The organism is Niabella hirudinis (assembly GCF_051201075.1).
GTDB lineage: Bacteria > Bacteroidota > Bacteroidia > Chitinophagales > Chitinophagaceae > Niabella > Niabella hirudinis.
Genome location: NZ_JBPEHJ010000003.1, coordinates 357860 through 380648 on the forward strand (window position 1 = coordinate 357860; position 22789 = coordinate 380648).

At 47.4% G+C, this 22789-nt stretch carries 17 protein-coding genes; 15 read left to right on the forward strand and 2 right to left on the reverse strand.

The features are described 5' to 3' along the window. The first annotated feature begins 29 nt into the window (after positions 1 to 29). Complete coding sequence (locus tag GGU45_RS08010) at positions 30 to 2624, forward strand: TonB-dependent receptor (RefSeq protein ID WP_435223620.1); 2595 nt, start codon at positions 30 to 32, stop codon at positions 2622 to 2624. A gap of 44 nt (positions 2625 to 2668) precedes the next feature. Further along, positions 2669 to 4711, forward strand: a complete 2043-nt coding sequence (locus tag GGU45_RS08015; protein WP_435223621.1) for a DUF5689 domain-containing protein — start codon at positions 2669 to 2671, stop codon at positions 4709 to 4711. Between the two features lie 124 nt (positions 4712 to 4835). On the opposite strand, the gene GGU45_RS08020 is transcribed toward GGU45_RS08015, so the two are convergent. Further along, entirely contained in the window at positions 4836 to 5414 is a 579-nt protein-coding gene (locus GGU45_RS08020) for a PhnA domain-containing protein (RefSeq protein WP_435223623.1), read from the reverse strand. A 296-nt stretch (positions 5415 to 5710) separates the two neighbouring features. On the opposite strand from GGU45_RS08020, the gene GGU45_RS08025 reads away from it, so the two are divergent. The 8 genes from GGU45_RS08025 to GGU45_RS08060 all read left to right on the forward strand — a co-directional run bounded on the left by GGU45_RS08025 (position 5711) and on the right by GGU45_RS08060 (position 15873). After that, positions 5711 to 6580, forward strand: coding sequence for an Rpn family recombination-promoting nuclease/putative transposase (locus GGU45_RS08025; RefSeq protein WP_435223954.1), 870 nt, complete (start codon positions 5711 to 5713; stop codon positions 6578 to 6580). A gap of 149 nt (positions 6581 to 6729) precedes the next feature. Then, a complete protein-coding gene (locus tag GGU45_RS08030; RefSeq protein WP_435223624.1) occupies positions 6730 to 7629 on the forward strand; it encodes a DMT family transporter in 900 nt (299 codons plus the stop codon). 198 nt (positions 7630 to 7827) lie between these two features. Beyond that, complete coding sequence (locus tag GGU45_RS08035) at positions 7828 to 8685, forward strand: COG1470 family protein (protein ID WP_435223625.1); 858 nt, start codon at positions 7828 to 7830, stop codon at positions 8683 to 8685. 2 nt (positions 8686 to 8687) lie between these two features. Beyond that, entirely contained in the window at positions 8688 to 9695 is a 1008-nt protein-coding gene (locus GGU45_RS08040; RefSeq protein ID WP_435223626.1) for an ABC transporter ATP-binding protein, read from the forward strand. Then, entirely contained in the window at positions 9643 to 10662 is a 1020-nt protein-coding gene (locus GGU45_RS08045; RefSeq protein ID WP_435223628.1) for an ABC transporter permease, read from the forward strand. The genes GGU45_RS08040 and GGU45_RS08045 overlap by 53 nt, the downstream gene beginning before the upstream one ends. Before the next feature lie 257 nt (positions 10663 to 10919). Beyond that, positions 10920 to 12674: an ABC transporter ATP-binding protein gene (locus GGU45_RS08050; RefSeq protein WP_435223630.1), complete on the forward strand. Its 1755-nt coding sequence runs from the start codon at positions 10920 to 10922 to the stop codon at positions 12672 to 12674. Between the two features lies 1 nt (position 12675). Next, the gene (locus GGU45_RS08055) at positions 12676 to 14457 is read left to right on the forward strand and encodes an ABC transporter ATP-binding protein (protein ID WP_435223632.1); all 1782 of its coding nucleotides are present in this window, start codon (positions 12676 to 12678) and stop codon (positions 14455 to 14457) included. A 363-nt stretch (positions 14458 to 14820) separates the two neighbouring features. Next, a complete protein-coding gene (locus tag GGU45_RS08060; protein ID WP_435223633.1) occupies positions 14821 to 15873 on the forward strand; it encodes an IS110 family RNA-guided transposase in 1053 nt (350 codons plus the stop codon). A 94-nt stretch (positions 15874 to 15967) separates the two neighbouring features. On the opposite strand, the gene GGU45_RS08065 is transcribed toward GGU45_RS08060, so the two are convergent. Then, a complete protein-coding gene (locus tag GGU45_RS08065) occupies positions 15968 to 17368 on the reverse strand; it encodes an MBL fold metallo-hydrolase (RefSeq protein ID WP_435223634.1) in 1401 nt (466 codons plus the stop codon). A gap of 153 nt (positions 17369 to 17521) precedes the next feature. Between GGU45_RS08065 and GGU45_RS08070 the strand changes: the two genes are divergently transcribed. From GGU45_RS08070 to GGU45_RS08090, 5 genes are all read left to right on the forward strand, one after another. Then, positions 17522 to 17941: a hypothetical protein gene (locus GGU45_RS08070; RefSeq protein WP_435223636.1), complete on the forward strand. Its 420-nt coding sequence runs from the start codon at positions 17522 to 17524 to the stop codon at positions 17939 to 17941. Between the two features lie 38 nt (positions 17942 to 17979). Continuing rightward, positions 17980 to 19200 carry a DNA polymerase III subunit gene (locus GGU45_RS08075; protein WP_435223638.1) on the forward strand — a complete coding sequence of 407 codons (1221 nt, stop codon included), beginning with the start codon at positions 17980 to 17982 and terminating at the stop codon, positions 19198 to 19200. A gap of 248 nt (positions 19201 to 19448) precedes the next feature. Further along, positions 19449 to 20756, forward strand: a complete 1308-nt coding sequence (locus tag GGU45_RS08080; protein ID WP_435223640.1) for a PSP1 domain-containing protein — start codon at positions 19449 to 19451, stop codon at positions 20754 to 20756. A gap of 112 nt (positions 20757 to 20868) precedes the next feature. Next, positions 20869 to 21318 (forward strand): heme-copper oxidase family protein, encoded by a 450-nt coding sequence (locus tag GGU45_RS08085; protein ID WP_435223642.1) that lies wholly within the window; start codon positions 20869 to 20871, stop codon positions 21316 to 21318. A 55-nt stretch (positions 21319 to 21373) separates the two neighbouring features. Then, positions 21374 to 22648: a M16 family metallopeptidase gene (locus GGU45_RS08090; protein ID WP_435223644.1), complete on the forward strand. Its 1275-nt coding sequence runs from the start codon at positions 21374 to 21376 to the stop codon at positions 22646 to 22648. The last annotated feature ends 141 nt before the right edge of the window (positions 22649 to 22789 follow it).

Genomic DNA, 22789 nt, shown 5'->3' on the forward strand with positions numbered 1-22789 from the left:
TTACAACAACCTATTAAAAATTATAACAAATGAAAAGCACCGTTACCTTAACGCTTGCGTTTATGTATTTGTCGGCAAATGCACAATCACTTTCTTCTGTGCCCGGCCGCGACACTCTTCCGGGAACTGATTCCCTTGTAAATGATCTCAAAGCCGATGCCGAAGCGCAGTTGCCTGTGATCCTCCTGGATGAATCAGATCTGTATGAAGGAAACAGTGCCCCGGTTTCATCTGTATTGTCGGCAGGAAGAAATCCTTTTCTTGCTGCTGCTGCTTTTAGTTTTTCACCATTGCGTTTCCGCCTGCGCGGCTACAACAATGGCGATGCTGTTTACCTGAACGGGGCCGGTTTTATAAGTTTGGATAATGGCAGTACTCCATTTGGCCAATGGTCCGGGCTTACTAATATAATGCGTGCCCGGCAAAATGCCTATGGGCTGGAGGCCGCTGATTTTGCGTTTGGCAAACCCGGCCTCAATACCAATATTGATTTGCGTGCCGGTGCGCAGTGGGTGCAAACACAGGTGGGATACGCCGCATCAAACCGGAGTTACCGGCATCGTTTTTTACTGACGCATGGGTCCGGCTTTAATAAAAAAGGCTGGGCCCATAGTTACATGCTTAGCACCCGTTACAGCGCGGAAGGGTATGTGCCGGGTACTTATTACCGAAGCCTGAGCTATTATGCCGCCATTGATAAGCGAATCAATACACGAAATGTTTTTTCCCTCATTGCCTTTGGTGCGCCTACGGAAAACGGAAGACAAACGGCAAGTGTACAGGAGGCCATGGATCTGGCGGGTACTGTTTTTTATAATCCTGCATGGGGCTATCAAAATGGAAAGAAGCGGACCGCCGCGGCAACCACCACATTTCAGCCCGTTTTTATGGCGGTGCATGAACGCAGGCCCCATGCGCAAACGAGCTGGACGACCACCCTGGCCTATATATTTGGGAAACGGAAACTTTCGGGATTTGACTGGTATAATGCTCCCGATCCGCGCCCGGACTACTACCGTTACCTGCCCGGTTACTATGCCGTAACACAGCCTGCTACAGCCGCATCATTGCGCGCATTATTATCCGGAAACCCGGATTTACTGCAGGTGAACTGGAATCGTTTGTACGAAGTAAACCGGGCAAATTGGGTCACCATGCGCAATGTTTCGGGTTTGCCGGGAAATGACGTTGGCGGAAAACGATCGCTTTATATTTTATCCAACCGGGTTAGTGACCTGCGCCGGTACCTCATCAATTCCATGTATGCTACAAAACTCCGGGGAGGGCTGGCGCTTGCCGCGGGCATCAGCTACCAGTACCAGGATAACGTGTATTACCAGGAGGTAGAGGACCTGCTGGGCGGCGATTTTTGGGTGAATGTAAACCAGTATGCGGAACGAGATTTTCCCAATGACCCCGGCCCGGCGCAATACGATCTGGATCATCCGGATCAGCTTAAAAAAGAAGGGGAACCCTATGGGTATCACTACCGGATGATTGCGGGCCGCGCCACGGCCTGGGGGCAACTGAGGGCCAGTTTGAACCGGGTTGACCTGTTTTTTGGAGCTAACGCTGTTCAAACGCAATTTTACCGGCAGGGGCTTAACCGCAACGGGCTTTTTCCCGGCAATTCTTATGGCCCATCCACACATCAGCAGTTTATGAACCCTGGCTTTAAGACGGGCGGCACCTACAAATTAAATGGACGGAATTATTTTTTTGTGAACGGAGGTTTTTTCCGGACCCCGCCCTTTTTTGACAATGTTTTCATTTCGCCGAGGACCCGCAATACACTGCAGGAGGGCCCGCTTAAAAGTGAAACCACCTGGTCTGCGGAGACGGGATACAAGCTGAATAGCCCCCGGTTCAAAATTGGATTAACGGGATATTATACCCAAATAAAAGATGCCTATGATGTGATGAGCTTTTATCATGATCAATACCGGAATTTTGTGAACTATGCATTGAGTGGTATCCATACCGTTCATTTTGGCGGAGAAATAGGCGCCGAAATCAAACTGAATACGGCATTAAGTTTTAATGGGGCGGCATCGGTTGGCCGCTATTATTATAATAGCCGTCCCTATGCGGTGGTTACAGCAGATAATAACGCAGAAGTGCTGGCGGAGCAGGTGGTTTACCTGAAAAATTTCCGGGTGCCCGCTACTCCGCAAAATGCCTGTAGCGCTGGCTTTTTTTTCCGGTCGCCGCAGTACTGGTTTATCAGCCTTACTGCAAATTATTTCGATAATGCCTGGCTCAGTATCAACCCCATTCGCAGAACCTTTGCTGCTATTGGTGATGCAGATCCTGCATTGGACGGCATCGGGGAACTGATCGATCAAATGATCAAACAGGAAAAGCTTCCTGCATCGTTCACATTAGATTTTTTTGGCGGCTGGTCAAAGCGGCTGCCCCGGCGCTACACCGTTCATAAACAACCGGTGTACCTGGTATTCAGTATTGGGGTTAATAATGTTTTGAATAATACCGCGATCCGCTCCGGCGGGTTTGAGCAGCTGCGTTTCGATATGGAAGATAAGGACGCAAGCCGGTTTCCGCCCAAATACTATTATGCATTAGGGCTCAACTATTATGCAAGCATTATGCTCCGGTTTAAATAGACCGGGGAGCTAACCTTTATTGTACAAATAATAAAAATAATTTTATGAAAACATACCTTTCTGTTTCCGGCGTGTTGCTGATCTGCACAGCGGCACTGATCATCTCCTGCAACCCGGCCCTTGACGTGCCTCCTTTAAACGCAGATCCGGAGGTGCCGGTAAACATGACCATTGCTGTATTGAAGGACCGCTACCAGGGATATGGCATCTTTCAAAAAATCTATGATGATATAACGATTACAGGGGTGGTGACGGCCAACGACCAATCGGGTAATTTTTATAAACAGATTGTCATACAGGACGAAACCGCCGCTATTCCGGTGCTGATGGATGGGAATAATATATATACATCCTATCCCCTGGGCCGCAGAGTTTTTGTAAGGCTAAAAGGAATGATGCTGGGCGACTATGGCGGTACAATCCAGCTGGGACTGGATTCTGTACGTGATGGAGCATACCTGAACCTTGGCCGGATACCTGTTGCGCAGTTTGACCAGTTTATAGTAAAAGGCTCTTTCGGAAACGCCATAGTGCCCAGTATAATTACGCCTGCCGACCTTACAACCAATATAAAGGATCCGTTGCAAAGTATGCTGGTACAGCTGGAGGGGTTTGAGTTTGCAGCCCGGGATACCTCCAAAACCTATGCAGACCCTGCAAAGGAAGTAAGCGCTGTTAACTTTACCCTCCACGATTGCGGGCAGCAATCCATCGTTTTACGGAACAGCAGTTATGCCAGTTTTGCAGCCTTAAAAATACCTGGCGGAAGCGGGACCATCACAGGTATCTACAGCATTTTTAATAAGACGCAGCAGCTGTTTATACGGGATACCGGGGATGTACAGTTTCAGAAGCCCCGGTGCGGGCAAGGTCCGGCCCGGCCAATGACCATTGGGACGCTTAGGCAGCAGTATGCCGGAAGCCCTGTAGCCCTGGACCGGTATGCATTGGGGGGCACCGTAATTTCGGATGCCGGCTCGGGAAATATTACTGCCGGATGGGTGGTTTTGCAAAGCGGCAACAGCGGGGTAATGGTTGATCTTGGAAGCGTTGTTACTTACCGCACGGGAGATTCGGTTGTTTTAAATCTCAGTAATGCGGATTCGCTGGTAAGCCACGATGGCCTGTTGCTGTTAAAAATGCATAAAGACTTTGAGCCACCCGCACCTATCGCATCAGCGCGAATGATTATACCAGCTGTGCGAACCATACAGGAGCTGAAGGCAGCACTGGAATTGCCGGCGGGCGATTCCGGCAATATAGAATCAACATTGGTAACAATTCATCAGGCCAGTACGGCACCCGGGTTTTTTTCAGGCGCTCATATACTCGGGGATGGCAGCGGCGTCATGGAATTGTATATACAGGAAGATGCTGTTTTTGCATCCGGTATCCTTCCATCGGGAATGCAATCCTGGACCGGTTTTGGAAGGGATAGCAATGGGATAAAACGATTTTGTATAAGAAACACGGGCGATGTTACCGGCTTTACACCTGCGGTACCGTTTGCGGCCCTGTTCAGCTTTTCGGGTGTTTCCGATAAAACCGGGGTTATAGATCCCACGCCGTTGCCGGCGATCCCCAACCTGGTTATTACACCTTTTAAGGCGGTTGGCGTAGGGGATCACGCTACCGCAGGCGGACGTTTTTCGTTCAGCGGCTGGCCCGCCGGCGCCGCTAATGGATCCGATGTGCTGAATGGAGCCGTTGATGCGGATCGTTACTATGAACTAACGATTGAACCTTCACCGGGAACGCTACTGAATTTTTTCAGAATCAGCTTCACCTTAAGACGCTCCGGAACGGGGGTACGGCAGGTAGTAGTGCGCTCCAACAGGGATCTTTTTAAACAAAACCTTCCCGTTGTTTCGGAGCCGGGAAATAAAAATATACAGATCTTGCCTGATAACATCTTGCAGGTAAGCGATGCTTCTGTAACGGACAATTCGGGGTGCGTGGTAATACCGGGTACCGCATTTATAGCGCTAAAAGAACCGGTAACCCTTCGTTTTTATGGTTTCAACAGTGAGTCTGCGGGAGGAACATTTAGTATGGATGATGTGATTATTTCGGGGAGCGTTCATTAACCCCGGGGCAGCCGGGGAATGTAAAATATGGAATATTAAATGTAAAATACCGAAGTAGTAACTCCGGTCAGCAACCGGATCTATATTGCTGCATTCGATATTTTACATTGAATATTTTAAATTTCTAAGCGCCCTGTTTGCGCAGGTACTTTGTAAGAATGACGATGGTTTGCCCTTCGATCCGGCCTTCGATCTGTTCGGTGTTTCCTTCTACCAGCCTGATATTTTTTACAACGGTACCCATTTTAGCATTCAGGGTGGAGCCTTTTACATCAAGGCTTTTGGTAAGCACTACGGTATCCCCGTTCTGCAGGGTGTTTCCGTTACTGTCCTTATGCAGGTCAACCGTGCCATCATCTTCATGATCACCGGTGGCTTTTGCCCAGGCCAATGTAGCATCATCTAAATAAAGCATGTCCAGGTTATCGGCCGCCCAACTTTCGTTTCGCAGCCGGTTCAGCATCCGCCAGGCCGTTACCTGTACAGCAGGTACCTCGCTCCACATGGATTCGGACAGGCATTGCCAGTGTGTGGCATCCAGCTCCTCCCTTTTTTCGATCTGCACTTCGCACTTGTTGCAGATGAAGATCGTTTGGTCCGCACTGTTCTGTGCTTTAGGCGCTACTTCATAGGCGCGTATTCCTTCTGTGCTTTTACAAAGTTCGCAGCCATTTTTACTTCTTTCAGCCAGTTCGTTTGCCATGCTTCAATTTTTGCCGGCAAATGTAGGGTTTATTGCTGAATTGTTCTGATGACACCTGCGGTACAAAAGCAGATTCCTTTAGATCGTGTGAACCATACATAAATGCCGGATAAAAGCTGCAACAATTCCGAATCTTCGTAATTGAAATACATTCATTGATAAATGCTAACCCCGGGCATATTTTATACAACGCTGTGGAAAATTGAATGGCCCTCGATCTTAAGAAAAGGGAGTTTTGGGCTTAAAAATTCGTATCTTTAAGTATGGCTATTATGAAAAACACGGAGTTGCTTCCCATGGGAAAGTACATCGATCCGCTAACTGATTTCGGGTTTAAAAGAATATTTGGTTCAGCGCCCCAGAAGGATCTGTTGATTGCCTTTTTGAATGAGTTATTCAAAGGCCGTAAGGTAATACGTGACCTGGTCTACAATCAGACGGAAAACGGTGGCCCTGCAAGACATTACCGCAAAACTATTTTTGATGTTACCTGCACAGGAGTTCATGGAGAGACCTTTATCATTGAAGTACAAAGAGCCAGCCAGAAGTATTTTATCGATCGTGCGATCTTTTATGCAGCGAGCAGGTTACATGAGCAGGGACCAAAGGGTGATAAGTATTGGGGTTTTGAATTAACAGAAGTATATTTTATTGGATTGGCAGACTTTAATTTTAGTGATTTTTCATCTGGGCAATACCTGCACCGGGTAAGACTGACGGAAGAAGCAACCCATAAAGTATATTATAATAAGCTATGGTTCATTTTTTTAGAGTTGCCAAACTTCAACCTTGAGGAGAAAGAACTAAAAACGGACCTTGAGCGCTGGGTCTATGTACTACGAAATATGGGGAAATTGCAGAAAATTCCGGTAACTTTGTGTAACGAAGTTTTTCAGAAACTGTTTGAAATTGCAAAGATAGCTAACTTAAAAGCGGAGGAATATATGTTATATCAAAAAGATATTTTGGACAGATGGACCGAGTATGCCGTATTAAAAACTGCAGAAGAAAAAGGAATAGCAGAAGGTAAGGCTAAAGGAAAGGCAGAAGTGGTTGAGAACCTGATCAGCAAATTTGGTTTTACGGATGAGCAGGTCATAAATGCTGCCGGGGTTTGTCTTGATTTTGTAAAAAAAATCCGGTTGTCTCTGAAGAATACAAAATAGTGTTTTTAAGATAATTGAAAAGGGCCGTTGCTACTTGTTTAGTGACGGCCCTTTTGTTTACTGCGATCAGTTTTGGAGAAAGATCTGCAAAACTCCAATGCTTTCATTATTCCGGCAACCTCGTATTTTTGCCGGATTCTTTGGTGGATATGCAAAAAAAAAATACCGGGTTAAAGTGGATACTGGCGGGGCTGGTGTTTGCTGTATTATGGTCGTCTGCGTCAACAGCAACAAAGGTAGCGTTAACCGTTTCGCAGCCGCTTGTAATTGCCGTAACGCGTTTTGGTGTGGCTGCGTTTATTATGCTGGTGATAGCGCATTTGGTGCTGCGCAAACCGTTGCCTCAAAAAAGGGAATGGAGGCCCCTGGCGATTTATGGTGTGCTCAACATCACCATTTATCTGGGTTTGTATGTAATTGCCATGCAGCAGGTAACCGCCAGCATCGGAGCATTAACGGTAGCGGTAAGCCCGGTGTTTATCAGTTTTATATCTGTATTCTTTTTAAAAAAACCACTATCACCCCGCATTCTTCTGGCTATTTGTATCTGTCTCCTGGGCATCTTCGTGGTGGCCTGGCCCCTGCTGGGCGGGGCAGCAGTTACGCTGCCGGGCCTGGTGTTGCTGCTGGCCAGCATGTTGTCCTATTCAATCGGGACGATGTATTTTTCCTCAAGGAGTTGGGGAACAATGCATCTGTTTGTGATCAATGGCTGGCAAACTTTTTTTGGAGGTCTGCTGATGCTGCCCATAGCCCTGTTTAGCTATAAAACAACTGCCAATCATTATACCTGGGCTTTTTGGGGAGGTACGCTCTGGCTGGCTATACCGGTTTCAATTGGTGCGGTGGCGCTTTGGCTCAACCTGTTGAAACAGGATGCGGTAAAGGCCGGGATGTGGTTGTTTATTTGCCCGGTATTCGGTATCATCATCGCCGCGCTTTGGGTGCATGACCCGGTAAGTATCTATACCGTTTTGGGAGTAATAATGGTATTGGCGGGCCTGGCATTGAGCCAGCTGGAAAGAGGCCGGACAAACCCTAAGTCTTAAATGTCGGGTGCAATTACCGGCTGTGGTAAGACCAGTTGTCGGCGCTAACTTACCGCTCATCCAATTTTTTTGGAGGAGTATAATCTTTTTATAATTTTAGCCCACCTTATACTCAAGAACAATCAACGTTTGCACTCAAGCAGGCATTCCTGCACCTGGGGCTATTATTTGTTGAAGATTTTATTATTTATTAATGTCATGTTAGTACAACAACGTCTAATTTCGTTTGAAAGCGGAAAGAGAAAGGTATTCCGCTATTTGCTGTTTTTAGCAGCGATTGTTTTTTATCCCGGTTTTTCTTATTCCCAGCCCGGCGGCCCTGGCTCTACATTTACAGCAAGGCTGATGAACCTGGAAGCTGCAGTTAATGAAACCTTCCGGTACAATACTTCCCTGCATAATGCCGCGCGGCAGCCCAAAATTTTTGAGCTGAGATCGGATGCCCCCATTGGCTGGAGCGTGGCCTTTAAAGTGGAGGGAAGCCAGGTGGCATCCTTTCGTCTGGACTCTAACAAAACGCAGGAAATTTCCATCGAAGTGAATCCCTCGCCTGTGGCACATCCTGGCAAGTACAGCATTCCGTTGAAGGCGATTTCCGGTACGGATACTGCTGCTTTAACCATTGAAGCTGTTGTAAAGGGATCCTATGCAGTGGAGCTGAGCACGCCTACAGGAAGGCTCAGCGATGAGGTAACCGAGGGTAGCAGTACCGCTCTGCACCTGGTGGTGCGCAATACCGGTACCATTGCGCTGGATAACCTGGAGCTTTCGGGGCAGGCGCCTGCGCAGTGGGATGCTTCTTTTGAACCATCAAAGATCAACCGGCTGGATCCGGGAAAAACCGTTGACGTAACCGCTACATTGAAAGTGCCGGGCAAAACCATCGCGGGCGATTATGTAACCAACTTCAGTGTTAAAAACCCCAATGCAAATGCCAGCGCGGCATTCCGCATGACGGTAAAAACCTCCCTGTTATCGGGCTGGGTGGGATTGCTGGTAATCCTGCTGGCAGTTGGCATCATCTATTATCTGATCCGTAAATATGGAAGAAGGTAATCATGAAGACTCCGATCATTGAACTGAAGGGGTTAACAAAGTGTTACCGATCGCTCAGGGCTGTAGATAACCTGGATCTGACCGTTTACAAAGGAGAGATCTTCGGGTTGCTGGGACCCAATGGGGCCGGTAAATCCACTACGATCCTGATGATGCTGGGACTAACGGAACCGAGCTCGGGCCTGGCCACGGTTTGTGGTTTTGATGCCACCAGGAACCCCATACCGGTAAAACGGAAAATAGGCTATATGCCCGATAATATTGGGTTTTACAACAATATGACGGCCCTGGAAAACCTGGTATATATCGGGCGGCTGAATGGTATCCCGGAAAGCGAGGTGAAAGAACGGGCGCGGGATATGCTGGATGAAGTGGGCCTTTCGGGCGCCATGCATAAACGCACGGCCACATTCTCCCGCGGGATGAAGCAGCGGCTGGGCCTGGCGGATGTGCTCATCAAACAACCGGAAGTGATTATCCTTGATGAGCCCACATTGGGGATCGACCCCAGCGGGGTAAAAGATTTTCTGGCGCTCATCAAACAACTGAGCCGGCAACAGGGGCTTACGGTATTGCTATCCTCCCACCACCTGCACCAGGTACAACAGGTTTGCGACAGTGTGGGGATCTTTGTAGGCGGCAAGCTATTGGCAGAAGGAAATATTGATACCCTGGCAAGTAATCTGTTTGCCAGTGACCCTTTTGTAGTGGAAATAGCCGTAAAGAACGAAGTTCCGCCAACATTGGAAACAGACCTGCTGGCCATAGATGCCATAAAGAAGGTTACGGTAAATGGGCAGTTGCTGCAAATATCCGGCAGCACGGGATCTACCCCCGACCTGGTGCGCCTTCTTGTTCAAAAAGGGATGGATATTACCGGTGTGCAGCAGCGTTCTTATGGGTTAGATGAAATTTATGAACGTTATTTTGAAACCAATTTAAACGAAAATAGTTCCAGTGAAAAGTCCAGCGGTTTATTTCAACGATCTTTTTTCAAAAAGCGTAAGTAGCAGGAAGAAACAATTGGTCAACCGGCCATTTTCGGTAATGGTGCGCAAAGAAGTGGCGGATCATATCCGGAGCTGGCGGTTTATTATATTGCTGGCCCTGGTACTATTTACTTTTTTAGGGTCGATGTATGTTTCGTTATCTAATATTTCTAAAGCTGTTGGAAATACAGAAGACCCTGATCGTCTTTTCTTATACCTGAAATTACTGACAACCACCGACAACAGTTTGCCCCCTTTTCACATTTTTATAGGTTTTCTGGGCCCCCTGCTGGGTATTGGGCTGGGGTTTGATGCCGTCAATGCCGAGCAAAATAATGGAACACTCATTCGCTTGCTGGCGCAGCCGGTGTACCGCGATAACCTGCTGCTGGCCAAGTTTACGGGGGCGCTCGTCGTAATCAGCGCACTTTTTTTATCGCTGGGCTTACTGATGATCGGGGGCGGCCTCATCATTACCGGTGTACGGATGGAGCCCCAGGAGCTTTTGCGCATCCTGTGTTTTATCGTGCTCACCATTGTTTACGTTGGATTCTGGCTAAACCTCTCCATCCTGCTTTCGGTGGTCTTCAAACAGGCGGCCACTTCCGCATTAACGGCCATTGGCATCTGGTTATTTTTCACCGTTTTTTACCAGATGATCATGAGCCTGGCGGTGAAGGCATTCCTGCCCGATCCGGCCCTGCTTTCGCCGGATGAAGTAACCGGCTACAACAACACCATCATGACCTTTCTGAGGCTGGTGCCCAGTCAGTTGTATGCCGATGGGACTACCACCCTGCTGATGCCCTCGGTAAGGAGCCTGGGGTCTTTGTCCATGGAGCAAATGTCGGGCGCCATTCCCACGCCACTTTCGCTCCGGGAAAGTCTCCTGATTGTATGGCCGCAGCTCTGTGGTTTACTGGCGGCTACCCTTTTGTGTTTTGCCCTGGCGTACCAGCGCTTTATGAGAAGGGAGATCCGCAACTGATGGTCTCATGCAGAGACGCGAAGGTTTTCGCAACGAATGCCAGGACATTCTATTAAGTTCCTATCGCGGGCTTCGCGGATTCTTTGCGCACCTTGCGGTTAGGTTTTAAACCGTTTCTCAGCAGCGATGTGTCCTGTTTCTGTTGCTTTATCTCTAATTTCGCAGTCCTGCGGGATTAAAATTTAAAGTAAAACAGCGGGTCATTCGTTATCAATAAAAACAGTGTCAAACCCGTTGAATCGCTCCTGTAAAAATATATGACAGCGCAAACTACCAAGGCCCCAAAAGCGGCAAAGCCCAATATGTTTACTATGCTCCGGCCCTACAGGGGGCTTATCAGTATATTGCTGATGCTCGCTTTATTCAGCAATGGACTGAGCCTGGTGATTCCTAAACTGGTGCAATCAGCCATTGATAATGTTGGTCAGCAGCAGTTCCAAATGCAACGGCTGGTGTTTTACTTCCTGGGTGTATCGGTGCTGATCCTGTTGCTTACCTATTTCCAGAGCTGGGTGCAAACCTATGCTTCGGAAAAAGTGGCCCGGGATCTGAGAAAGCAACTGGCGGATAAGATCTCCCGGCAAACACATGCTTTTATACAGGATACGAACCCTGATAAATTGCTGACCAATATTACTTCGGATGTCAACGCGGTGAAGACCTTTGTTTCGCAGGCCATTGTCAATATTATTTCATCGGTGGTACTGATTGTGGGCACGGCCATCCTGTTGCTGAGTATCAACGGGCGGCTGGGACTGATCGTGCTGTGCGTGATTCCCATTATTGCGCTGGCCTTTGTGTTTGTGTTCAAAAAAGTAAAAACGCTGTTTAAGCGGTCGCAGGAAGTGATTGACAAGCTCAATAAAACTATTAGTGAATCTATACTGGGAGCTGCACTCATCCGGGTGCTCAACGCACAGTTCCAGGAGTATGATAAGTTTATGGAGGCCAACAATGAGGCTAAGAGCCTGGGATTTTCAATCCTGAAGCTTTTTGCAACATTGATTCCCATTATCGTATTTACCGCCAACCTGGCGGTATTGGCTGTTGTAGCGGTGGGCGGGCATTATACTATTTCCGGATCCATGACTATGGGCGCATTTGCCGCGTTTAACAGCTATATCTCCATTTTAATTTTTCCCATTTTGCTGATCGGGTTTATGAGCAACCTGATAGCGCGGGCATCGGCTTCCTATGGCCGCATTTATGAAGTACTGAATGCACCGGATACAGAAGCCGGCGGCCGCTTTGAGAAACAGCTTGATGGGGCTATTGAAGTCAAAGATCTTACAGTAATGTTTGGTGAAAAAAAAGCGTTGGATCATGTTTCCTTTAGTATAAAAGCGGGATCCCGAACTGCCATTATCGGCCCCACTGCAGCGGGCAAAACCCAATTATTTTACGCATTAACCACGTTGATCAGTCCCGGGCAGGGTACGATCTGTTATGATGGTGTGCCCATACAAACCTATAACCAGGAAGTGTTGTTGCGGCAGATCGGGCTGGTGTTCCAGGATGCTATTATTTTTAATATGAGCCTCCGTGAAAATATCGCCTTCAACGCCGATGTTCCGGAGGCTGCACTGCAAAAGGCGGTACGCACTGCAGAACTTGCCGATTTTGTGGCAACCCTTCCCCGGGGATTGGATACCGAAGTATCTGAACGGGGGCTGAGTTTGTCGGGCGGACAAAAGCAGCGGATCATGCTGGCAAGGGCACTGGCAGGCAACCCGAAGATTTTGCTGCTGGATGAGTTTACGGCTCGGGTAGACCGGAATACCGAACAGCGGATCTGGAAAAATGTGGCGGAAAATTATCCCGGCATCACCATCGTGTCCATTACGCAGAACCTGGATCCGGTAAAGGATTATGAGCAGATCATTTTGCTGATGGAAGGGGAACTGGTTGCCAGCGGTACGCATGAGCAGCTGCTGCGCTCCAACCCGGAATACAACCAGATTTTGCAAAGCCAGCAAAGTCTGAATAATTATCAAACCACAGAAGCTAAATAAAATGCAGGGAGAAAACGGGAATTATCAAACGGATTATAACCTGGGCGCGAAACAGAAAACTTCTGCAGGCACCGCATTGCGCAAGATGTTCCGGTTTATGAAGGGCGAGAAAAAAAACCTCCTGGTTGCTTTTTTTGTAATGATGCTCAATGCCGGCATCACCATGCTGACGCCTTACCTGGTAGGTTATATTGTGGATCATTTCATTCTTAAAAAGCAATATGGCCCGTTGATGCAATACAGTGCCCTGTTACTGGGCATTTATATTGTATGGGCCGGTACAGAGTACCTGCAGGCCAAGCTAATGGGTGGGGTAGGGCAGCGCATGCTGTACCTGCTGCGAAACGAGGTGTTTAATAAATTGCAGCAGCTGCCCGTGGCGTTCTTTAACAGTAATCGCTCGGGCGACCTCATCTCAAGGATCAATAATGATACCGATACGGTGAACCAGTTCTTCTCGCAGTCGCTGATGCGGTTTATGGACAGTATTTTTTCCATGATTGGCGTGGCGGTATTTGTACTATCCATCCACTGGCAGTTGGGGGCTGCTTCCCTGGCGCCGGCTGTTTTTATCCTGTTGTTTGTATTGCTGGTTTCTCCCTGGGTGAGGAAAAAAAATGCGATCAGTCTTAAAGCCAATGGCGGCCTGAGTGCCAATATACAGGAGGGCCTGCATAATTTTAAGACGATTGTTGCATTTAACCGGCGCGACTATTTCAGGGATCGTTTTGCAAAATCCAACGAAGAAAATTATAAGACCGCCATCGCAGCGGGTATTGCCAACAACCTGTTTACGCCGGTATTTGGATTTTTCTCCAACCTGGCGCAATTGATCGTACTGGGCTTTGGGATCTACCTGATCCTGAACGGGCAGTTTACGATTGGGCTGCTGATTAGTTTTATGAGTTATGTGCAGTTCTTTTACCGGCCGCTGCGCGAGCTGGCTGCTTTGTGGGCCAGTTTCCAGACAGCCCTGGCCGCCTGGGACCGGATCTCAGTAATCCTTTCCAGGCAATCGAATCTGCCGGTGCTGAGCAAAACGGAAAAGGGCGCGCCGGTACCCGGGGCCATTATGGCGTTTCGGCAGGTATCGTTTCACTACCCTGGGGGTAAGAATGTGCTGCATGCTGTCAGTTTTGAAATGCAGCCTGGCAAAACCTACGCGTTGGTAGGGCCTACCGGTGGGGGCAAGAGTACAACGGCGGCATTAATTGCACGTCTGTACGACCCTTCAGAAGGAACCGTGCTTTTAAAAGGAATTGATATCCGCACTTACACGGCTGAAGAACGCACCCAGGCAATCGGCTTTATTTTGCAGGAACCTTTTTTATTTACGGGAACACTGCGGGAGAATATCCTGTATGGAAATACTGCGCTGCACCGGCTTAATAATGAACAGCTGCTGCAGGTGATCAGCGATGCAGGCTTAAACGACCTGCTTTCCCGTTTTGACACCGGGCTGGATACCCCGCTCAGGGCTTCGGCAGATTCAGTAAGCCTTGGACAAAAACAGCTGATCGCTTTTATACGGGCGGTATTGCGTAAACCGCAGATCGTGATCCTGGATGAGGCTACAGCCAATATTGACACAGTAACAGAAAAACTTTTGGACGGGATCCTGGACAGGTTGCCGGCAACCACCACGAAGATCATCATCGCGCACCGGTTGAATACCATCGAAAATGCCGATGAAATTTTCTTTGTTAATGCCGGTGAACTGATCCCTGCAGGCACCCTGGAACATGCCATGGATATGCTGCTGCAGCATAAGCGCGCGAGTTAAAATGCAGGATTTTTTAAACTATTAAGAAGTGAAGGTTCATTAAGTTGCTGGTTGTGCGGTTTTTTTCTTAATGTTTTTTAATGCCTCCTATGTTTGTTTTTTTAAAGTTCTTTGAGATTTTGATAAAAAATACCAATAGATTAGAGACTTAGATAAAGTGAAAAAGGGTGAGAGTTAATTAGTGCCTAAACAACTGTCAAAGTATGTTCTCATTAAGATATAACCTCACTCTTTTTTATCTCTTCGAGTTTGAACAGAATGTAAGGAGTGTCCATTTATTGCGACAAAACCAGAATATCCATCCAGGAGACAAAATGAAGGGAGATTTTTCACTTTATTGTTTTTTATTTTAAAAGTATTGGTATGAAACAAATTGTAAGACAAGTCTGTGGTATTGATGTAGCGCAGGATGAGTTGGTAGTGGCCCTTGGGCGGATGTACGATGATTTAAGCCGGGAAGTGTATGCTTATAAAGCGGTTAAAAACAATACAAAAGGCTTTGAGTTGTTGTTGAAATGGGTAAAGAAATTGACCGCTGATAGTATTGATGTGCATTACGTAATGGAAGCCACCGGTGTGTATCATGAAAAATTAGCCTATTGTCTTTATTTGAATGCCCCGTCACTGAGTATTGTGTTGCCTAATAAGATCAGCAATTATCTCAGGACACTGGATGTAAAAACAATTACAGATAAAACAGCTTCCGAAGGAATTACCTTGTTTGGGTTAGAGAGAGACTTAGACAGTTGGGCTCCACCAGATCCGGTATATAAGCAAATGCGTCAATTGGTCAGGGAACGAGACCAGATAGTGCAGGCCCGTACCGTGGCTAAAAACCAGCTTCACGCTGAGCAGGCAGAAATGTTTCCGCATAAAAGTACTATCGCCAGACTGAAGAAGCATATAGTGCTTTTAGACCAACAGGTTGTAGAGGTTGTTTCAGAGGTCAACGAATTAGTCAAATCAAACGAAAAAATAGCAGCAGCCGTGGAGCTATTAGCCTCAATCCCAGGTGTGGGATTATTAACCGCAGCAACGGTTTTAGCCGAGACCAATGGGTTTGATTTAATCAATAATAAAAGACAACTGGCCAGCTATGCGGGACTGGATGTGAAAGAAAAACAGTCAGGTACTTCGGTAAAAGGTAAGCCCAAAATATCAAAGAGAGGGAATAAATATTTGCGAAAAGCGATGCACATGCCGGCACTGGCAGCTATCAGGCATGATGAGCGATTCAAGGGCGTATTTGCAAGATTGGTCGCTAAGCACGGTATCAAAATGAAAGCAGCTGTAGCCGTGCAAAGGAAGCTTTTGGAACTGATGTACACCTTGTTTAAAAAGCAGGAAAAATATGACAAGGATTATTTACAAAGCCAAAATCAGGTAGCGGACGCAGGAGCAGAAATAAAAAAGTAGAGAGCAATCTAAAATAATTGCTCCCTTACACAGGCTGGTATAAAACCGCCTAAAGAATAAAATTAAAAAATCTCTTGGAAATTAACACAGAATCTTAATGGTTTATAAAACCCGTAGTGCTGAATTTGCCCGAATCTTTAATGGCCTTAAAGCCGCCCTGCACATCGATCACATGATCAAAACCCCGTGCTTTTAAAATAGAAGCAAAGATCATGGAACGGTATCCTCCCGCACAATGTACATAAACAGGCTGATCCCGGTTGATGGCCGCAATATGATGATTGATATAGTCCAGCGGCATATTCTCTGCGCCTTCAATGTGTTCGGCCTGGTATTCGCTTTCTTTGCGTACATCCAGGATATGAGGTTGGTTAACGGCGGCTAACTGATCGGGGGAAATACTTTCGATATGGTCCGTTTCCTTTCCGGCGTTTTCCCAGGCCCGGATACCACCTGCCAGGTAGCCGATGCTGTAATCGTAGCCCACGCGCGCCAACCGGGTAACCACTTCTTCTTCGCGGCCTTCATCGGCAATAATCAGGATTTCCTGTTTAAGATCAGGGATGAGGGTGCCCACCCAAACGGCAAAACTGCCATCAATTCCAATATTGATGGAGTTGGGAATGAAAGCCTTTGCAAAATCCTGCGGCGCCCGGGTATCCAGCATGATGGCGCCGGTATGGTTGGCGGCTTCTTCAAAAGCATCGGGGTCCAGTGCATGGTTACCCCGCTTCAGCACTTCATCCACGCTATCGTATCCCTCAATATTCATTTTTACGTTTTGGGGAAAATACAGGGGAGGTTCGGTTAATCCATCGGTAACGGCCTTAATAAACTGTTCTTTGGTCAGCTCCGGGTTCAGGGCATAGTTTATTTTTTTCTGGTGGCCCAGGGTATCCGTGGTTTCGCGGCTCATGTTTTTGCCACAGGCGCTTCCCGCACCATGTGCCGGGTAAACGATCAGCTCATTGGGCAGGGGCATGATCTTGTTTCGAAGGGAGTCATACAGCAAACCAGCCAGCTTTTCTTTGGTAAGATCACCGGATATTTTTTGAGCCAGATCCGGCCGGCCTACATCACCAATAAATAAGGTATCCCCTGTAAAGATGGCGGTTTCCTTCCCCGTTTCGTCTGTCAGTAAATAAACGGCACTTTCCAGGGTATGGCCGGGCGTATGCAGCACTTTTATGGTAGCGTTGCCGATCTTAAATGTTTCCCCGTCTTTGGCAATATGAGCATTATAGCCCAGGTGTGCGTTGGTGGGGCCCAGCACGATCTGCGCCCCGGTTTTTGCTGCCAGGTCAATATGGCCGCTTACAAAATCGGCATGAAAATGCGTTTCAAATATATACCGGATGGTAACTCCGTCTTTTGTGGCCCGGTCGATATAGGGCTGCACTTCCCGCAGGGGATCAATGATGGCGCCTTCTCCGCCCGAAGAAATATAGTAGGCCCCCTGGGCCAGGCATCCCGTGTATATCTGTTCTATTTTCATACTTCATGAAATTCAATCTGCAAAGTTCGTATTTACTACTATATTATAACGGTAGGGTGCAGGGAGCGGTTGACGGGTGGGGGCTATTTATTTTTAAGGAGTATTGTTACGATCTGCAGCAAAATCGCGTTTTGTTTTTGGAATAGCTATAAAATGAAATATTTATCAACACTTTTGCTGCTTTTGATCGTTGTTGCCTGCCATAAAAACCAGGATGAGGGGGCCGTTTTTTGTCAGAATCCGCCCCCTAAATTTGGCTTCCGGGTTGCCGATGCGGTTACAGGGGCCGACCTGCTGGCTAATGGTACCATACAGGAGCGTGAATTAAAAGTGATGAACGAGAAAGCAAAAAATTTTTCGCTACGTATTTTTGGAAATGATACACTTAAGATCGTTGAAATATTTGTTGGAGCCGAAATTGGGGTGCACCAGTATACCTTCTCAGCAGGTCAGCGGTCAGCAACTTTTCCGCTGAATATTGTGTCCGGAAAATGCGGTGCTTATATTAAGGATGAAGTAAGCACCCCGGCTATTTCCCGGGGTACCCGGGGATTTTACGTCCTTAAGTTTTAAAATACTGCCGGCTGCCACCTTCTTCCTACATTTGCCGCATGCAGTTTAAGCAGGTTATTGGTCAGCATACGTTAAAAAAGGAGCTCCCCGAACTGATGAAGGAGAACCGGCTGGCGCATGCCCTCTTATTTTTAGGCAAAGAAGGCAGTGGCGCCCTGTCGCTGGCCCTGGCATTTGCCCAGTATATTGTTTGTGAACGGGCCTCCCCCAAACCCCCTTCTGCTGAGGGGGCTTCACTATTCGGAGATTTGCTTCCTCCTCCTCTCCCGGGGGAGAGGAGGTTGGGAGGTGAGGCCGACTCTTGCGGTACCTGCCCGTCCTGCGTAAAGGCAGCGGCTTTTGCCCACCCGGATATACACTTCAGCTACCCCGTTGTTACAAAAAAACCGGGAACGCCCCCCATCAGTACGGATTATATTACCGAATGGCGGGAATTTTTAAAAGAATACCCCTTTGGTAATGCCTACGACTGGCTGCAGTTTATTGGTGCGGAGAACAAACAGGGAAATATTACGGCACAGGAGTGTAACGATATTATCAAAAAGCTAAATCTGAAAAGCTTTGAAAGTGAGTATAAAGTGCTGGTGATATGGCTCCCGGAGTACCTGGGAAACGAGGGCAACAAACTTTTAAAACTAATTGAAGAGCCACCCCCCAACACGGTGTTTTTATTGGTAGCCGAAAATGAAAGCCAGATACTGGCCACCATTCTCAGTCGTGTGCAGCTGATAAAAGTGCCGCTGCTGGAAGACAAGGATATTGAAGCCGCCCTCAATGAGAACAATCGTACCACCCATGAAGCGGCGGCCCGCATTGCTGCTGTAAGCCAGGGCAATTATCATACCGCCCTGCAAATGGTCCAGCACGCCGATGAGGACTGGCAGGAGCTGCTGCGTGGTTGGCTAAACGCCATTATGAAAACGGGACCCGTAGCCCAGTCGAAGTGGGTGGATGAGGTGAGCAAGCTGGGCCGCGAAAAACAAAAACAGTTTTTACAGTATTTTAATCATCTTCTGCAACTGGCGCTTAAAATGCAGATATTTGAAAATGCCGGCGAGGGATACCCCGACCGCGACCGGGATTTTGCAGCCCGCCTTAACAAGATTACCGGCATGGAGCAGCAGGAAGCCATCATTACGGGGCTGGACAATGCTGCATACTACATAGAACGAAACGCTAACAGCAAAATGCTGTTTATGGCGCTGACCATTAAAATTTATCATATCATTAAAGACAAAATCGTATTTTTGAATGAATGAGGTGTTGGGTATGAAGCTGTTTGAAAATGATCAGACAACTTTTAAGAAGAGGAATTGATTTTTTAAAACAAATGGGGTGTTGAAGTTTTTGTGCGTTTAGTGGATTTGATTTCTGCCGTTTATTAGCCAGATATATCATAACCGGTCGGTTTATCGGTTATTACTACAATTAAGACCAATGCATTTAGTTGGCCTGGTATAATAATATTACATCAAAAACACACCACCCTCCCTATAAAAAATTAAGAATGGGTTGTTCAAATTGCGGTACCGCCACGGGTGGAAAACCGAACGGATGTAAGAGTAATGGCGGCTGCAGCACCGGTGGTTGTAATAGGATGAATACCTACGATTGGTTGCGTAACCTGCCTATAGCAGACACAGAAGTTCAGTGCAACGTGGTTGAAATCAGCTTTAGCAAGGGCACAAGAAAAGATTTTTACAGGAATACAACATTACAATTATTTGAAAAGGGAGACCTGGTAACCGTTGAGGGCGTCAGCGGTTTTGATGTAGGAGAAGTTTCGCTTACCGGCGAAATTGTACGGCTCCAGATGAAAAAATATGGGGTGAAAGAAGAAAACCCCGAAATGAAAAAAGTGTTGCGCATGGCCACAGACAGGGATCTGGACCAGCGCAGGGTCAATAAAGACCGGGAGCCGGAAGCCGTTATCAGGAGCCGGGCAATAGCCAAGCAGCTGAACCTCAATATGAAGATCAGCCAGGTGGAAATGCAGGCGGATGGACGGAAAGCAACCTTTTTCTATATTGCCGATGGGCGGGTCGATTTCAGGGAACTGATCAAAGTATATGCCCAGGAGTTTAAGGTAAAAGTAGAAATGCGCCAGATCGGCGCCCGCCAGGAAGCGGGAAAAGTAGGGGGTATCGGAAGCTGCGGAAGAGAACTTTGCTGCTCCACCTGGCTAACCGATTTTAAATCGGTGAATACCACGGTGGCCCGTTACCAAAACCTTTCTATTAACCAAACCAAGTTAAGCGGTCAGTGCGGCCGCCTCAAATGCTGTTTAAACTACGAGCTGGATACCTACCTGGATGCGCTCCAGGGATTTCCCAACGATTGTGACCATATCCAGGTGACGAAGGGCAATGCCTACCTGATTAAGAAAGATATTTTCAAAAACCTGATGTGGTATTCCCTGCCAGACAGTAACAAACAATACCCCCTTACTATTGAAAGGGTGCGCAAAATAAAATCGCTGAACCGCCAGAATATCATTCCCGAGGAACTGGAACCGGTAGAAGTAACCAGCTCCAGGCCCGTAGAAGTGGAGCCTGAGTTTGTGGATGTGGTGGGCCAGATCAGTTTGCGTAGCCTGGAACGGGCCGATAAAAAGAAACGGCAGCAAAAGAAAAACCAGCAACAACAACAACGCCCGCAGACATCGGGTCAAAAGCAGCCTGCCAGGCAACAACAACCGGCAAGGCCCCAGCAAAAAAAGGCAGAAGGAGGGCGTCCGCAGCAGTCAAGGCATAAGCCTAACCCTAACAGGGCTAAACAACCCGAGGGGAAAAAACAGGACGGAACAGGCTCCTGATCTTAAACGCTGTCTGAAAGATTTTCCCTGATATAATTCCCATCCTGAATCCTCCGGGAAATGTAAAACAATAAATAAACAGCTTCTTATATTTGCGATAAAGGATCAAGACATGCTTAAGAGGATGCCCTACGTTTTATTGCTGGTAACCGCTATTGTTTTGTTTATTGCCGGGCTTTTTACCAGCACTAAAACAACAATCGATATTCACCTGCATGATACAATGCTGGTGGTGGCACAAGCGCATATCCTGGGCTTTGCCGCCTTTTTCCTGTTTTTATTATGGCTTATATACATGGCTACCCACCGGATCCTTTTTTCCAATAAGCTTACCTGGTTTCATATACTGGCCACTCTTGTACTCCTTGTTTTTGTTTTATGGTATGGTTACAGGCATCTTAATGGCTTACTGGTTTCGCCCCGCCGGTATACAGAGGAGCCGGCATCTTTTTTTAGCGATGCCAATGCCGTCCTGGTCTGCAGCATTGCCGCGCTTATTGTGGTGCAGCTGGCTTTTATTATCAACCTGCTTACCGGCTGGTACCGGAAGCCCATCCGGTAAACCGGGGCATTTCAGGTGCTTCAACCGTATATTTGCGGTTTAAATAACACATATAATGCCGGACAGAACCGTGGCGCCCCCCTTTGTGGATGCCGTTAATTTCAACTTGCAATTACAACCCTACCAGAAATATACCCTGAAAAACGGGGTGGATGTTTATGCTATCGATGCAGGAACCGAAGATGTGCTGCAGATTGAATGGGTGTTTGATGCCGGCAACTGGCAGGAGGAAAAAAACCTTCAGGCGGCGGTAACCAACCACCTGTTAAAGAATGGAACGGAATCTAAAAATGCGTATGAGATCAATGAATACTTCGATTATTATGGGGCTTACCTCAACCGGAACTGTTATGCGGAAACGGCCACCATCAGCCTGCATTGTCTTACAAAACACATCAAAGAATTGTTGCCTGCGGTAAAGGAGATCATTGCCGGAAGCACCCTTCCCCAAAAAGAAATGGAAATAGCCGTGCAGAATATGAAGCAAAAGCTGGATGTGAACCTGAAAAAAAGCAGCTTTGTTGCCGGCCGGCTCATTGATGTATACCTGTTTGGGGCAACGCACCCTTACGGGCGCTTTAGCCGGCATGAAGATTTTGACCGGTTAACGAGGGAAGACCTGTTGGCTTTTTATGAAACCTATTACAGGAACGGGAGCCTGAGAATATTTATTGCCGGAAGACTACCCCAGGATGTGGGCGGGCTATTAGACACTTATTTTGGCGACCTGCCCAATAACCCGGCCCAAAACCAGTCGATCGGCATTGAGCCGGCAACGCAAAAAAAATACGAGGTGGTCAATGACTCCAAAAATAACCAGGGGTCCATACGCATTGCCCGGCCTTTTTTTAACCGCCACCACCCCGATTTTTTAAAATGCCAGGTGCTGAATATCGTATTCGGAGGCTATTTCGGAAGCCGGCTAATGGCCAATATCCGTGAGGAAAAAGGATATACCTATGGTATTCATAGTTACCTGCTTAATAACCGTTATGACAACGGCTGGATGATTTCGACCGAGGCAGGCCGGGAAGTGAGCGCGGCGGCAATAGCCGAGGTCTACAAGGAAATGGAACTGCTGCGGGAGGAGCCTGTTGACGCTGAAGAGCTCCTGCTGGTCAAAAACTTTATGATGGGCTCCATCCTGGGCGATCTCGATGGCCCGTTTCATATTATAGGGCGCTGGAAGAACATGGTGTTGAATGACCTTGGCGATGACTTTTTTGAACGTTCTATACAAAACATTAAAACCGTTACGGCAGCCGATTTGCAGGAAATGGCTAATAAATACCTGCACCCGGAGGCGTTTTATGAGCTGACGGTTGTTTAGGTTCCATGTTTCACCGTTTAAAGTTTCAGGTTTGGACCGAACCTGGAACTTTTGAAACCTTAAACTTGGAACTTCTTAGTCCGGCAGCCTCTCTTTTACGGGCCCCTCATTTACACATTTACATATTTTCAAATTCTCAAA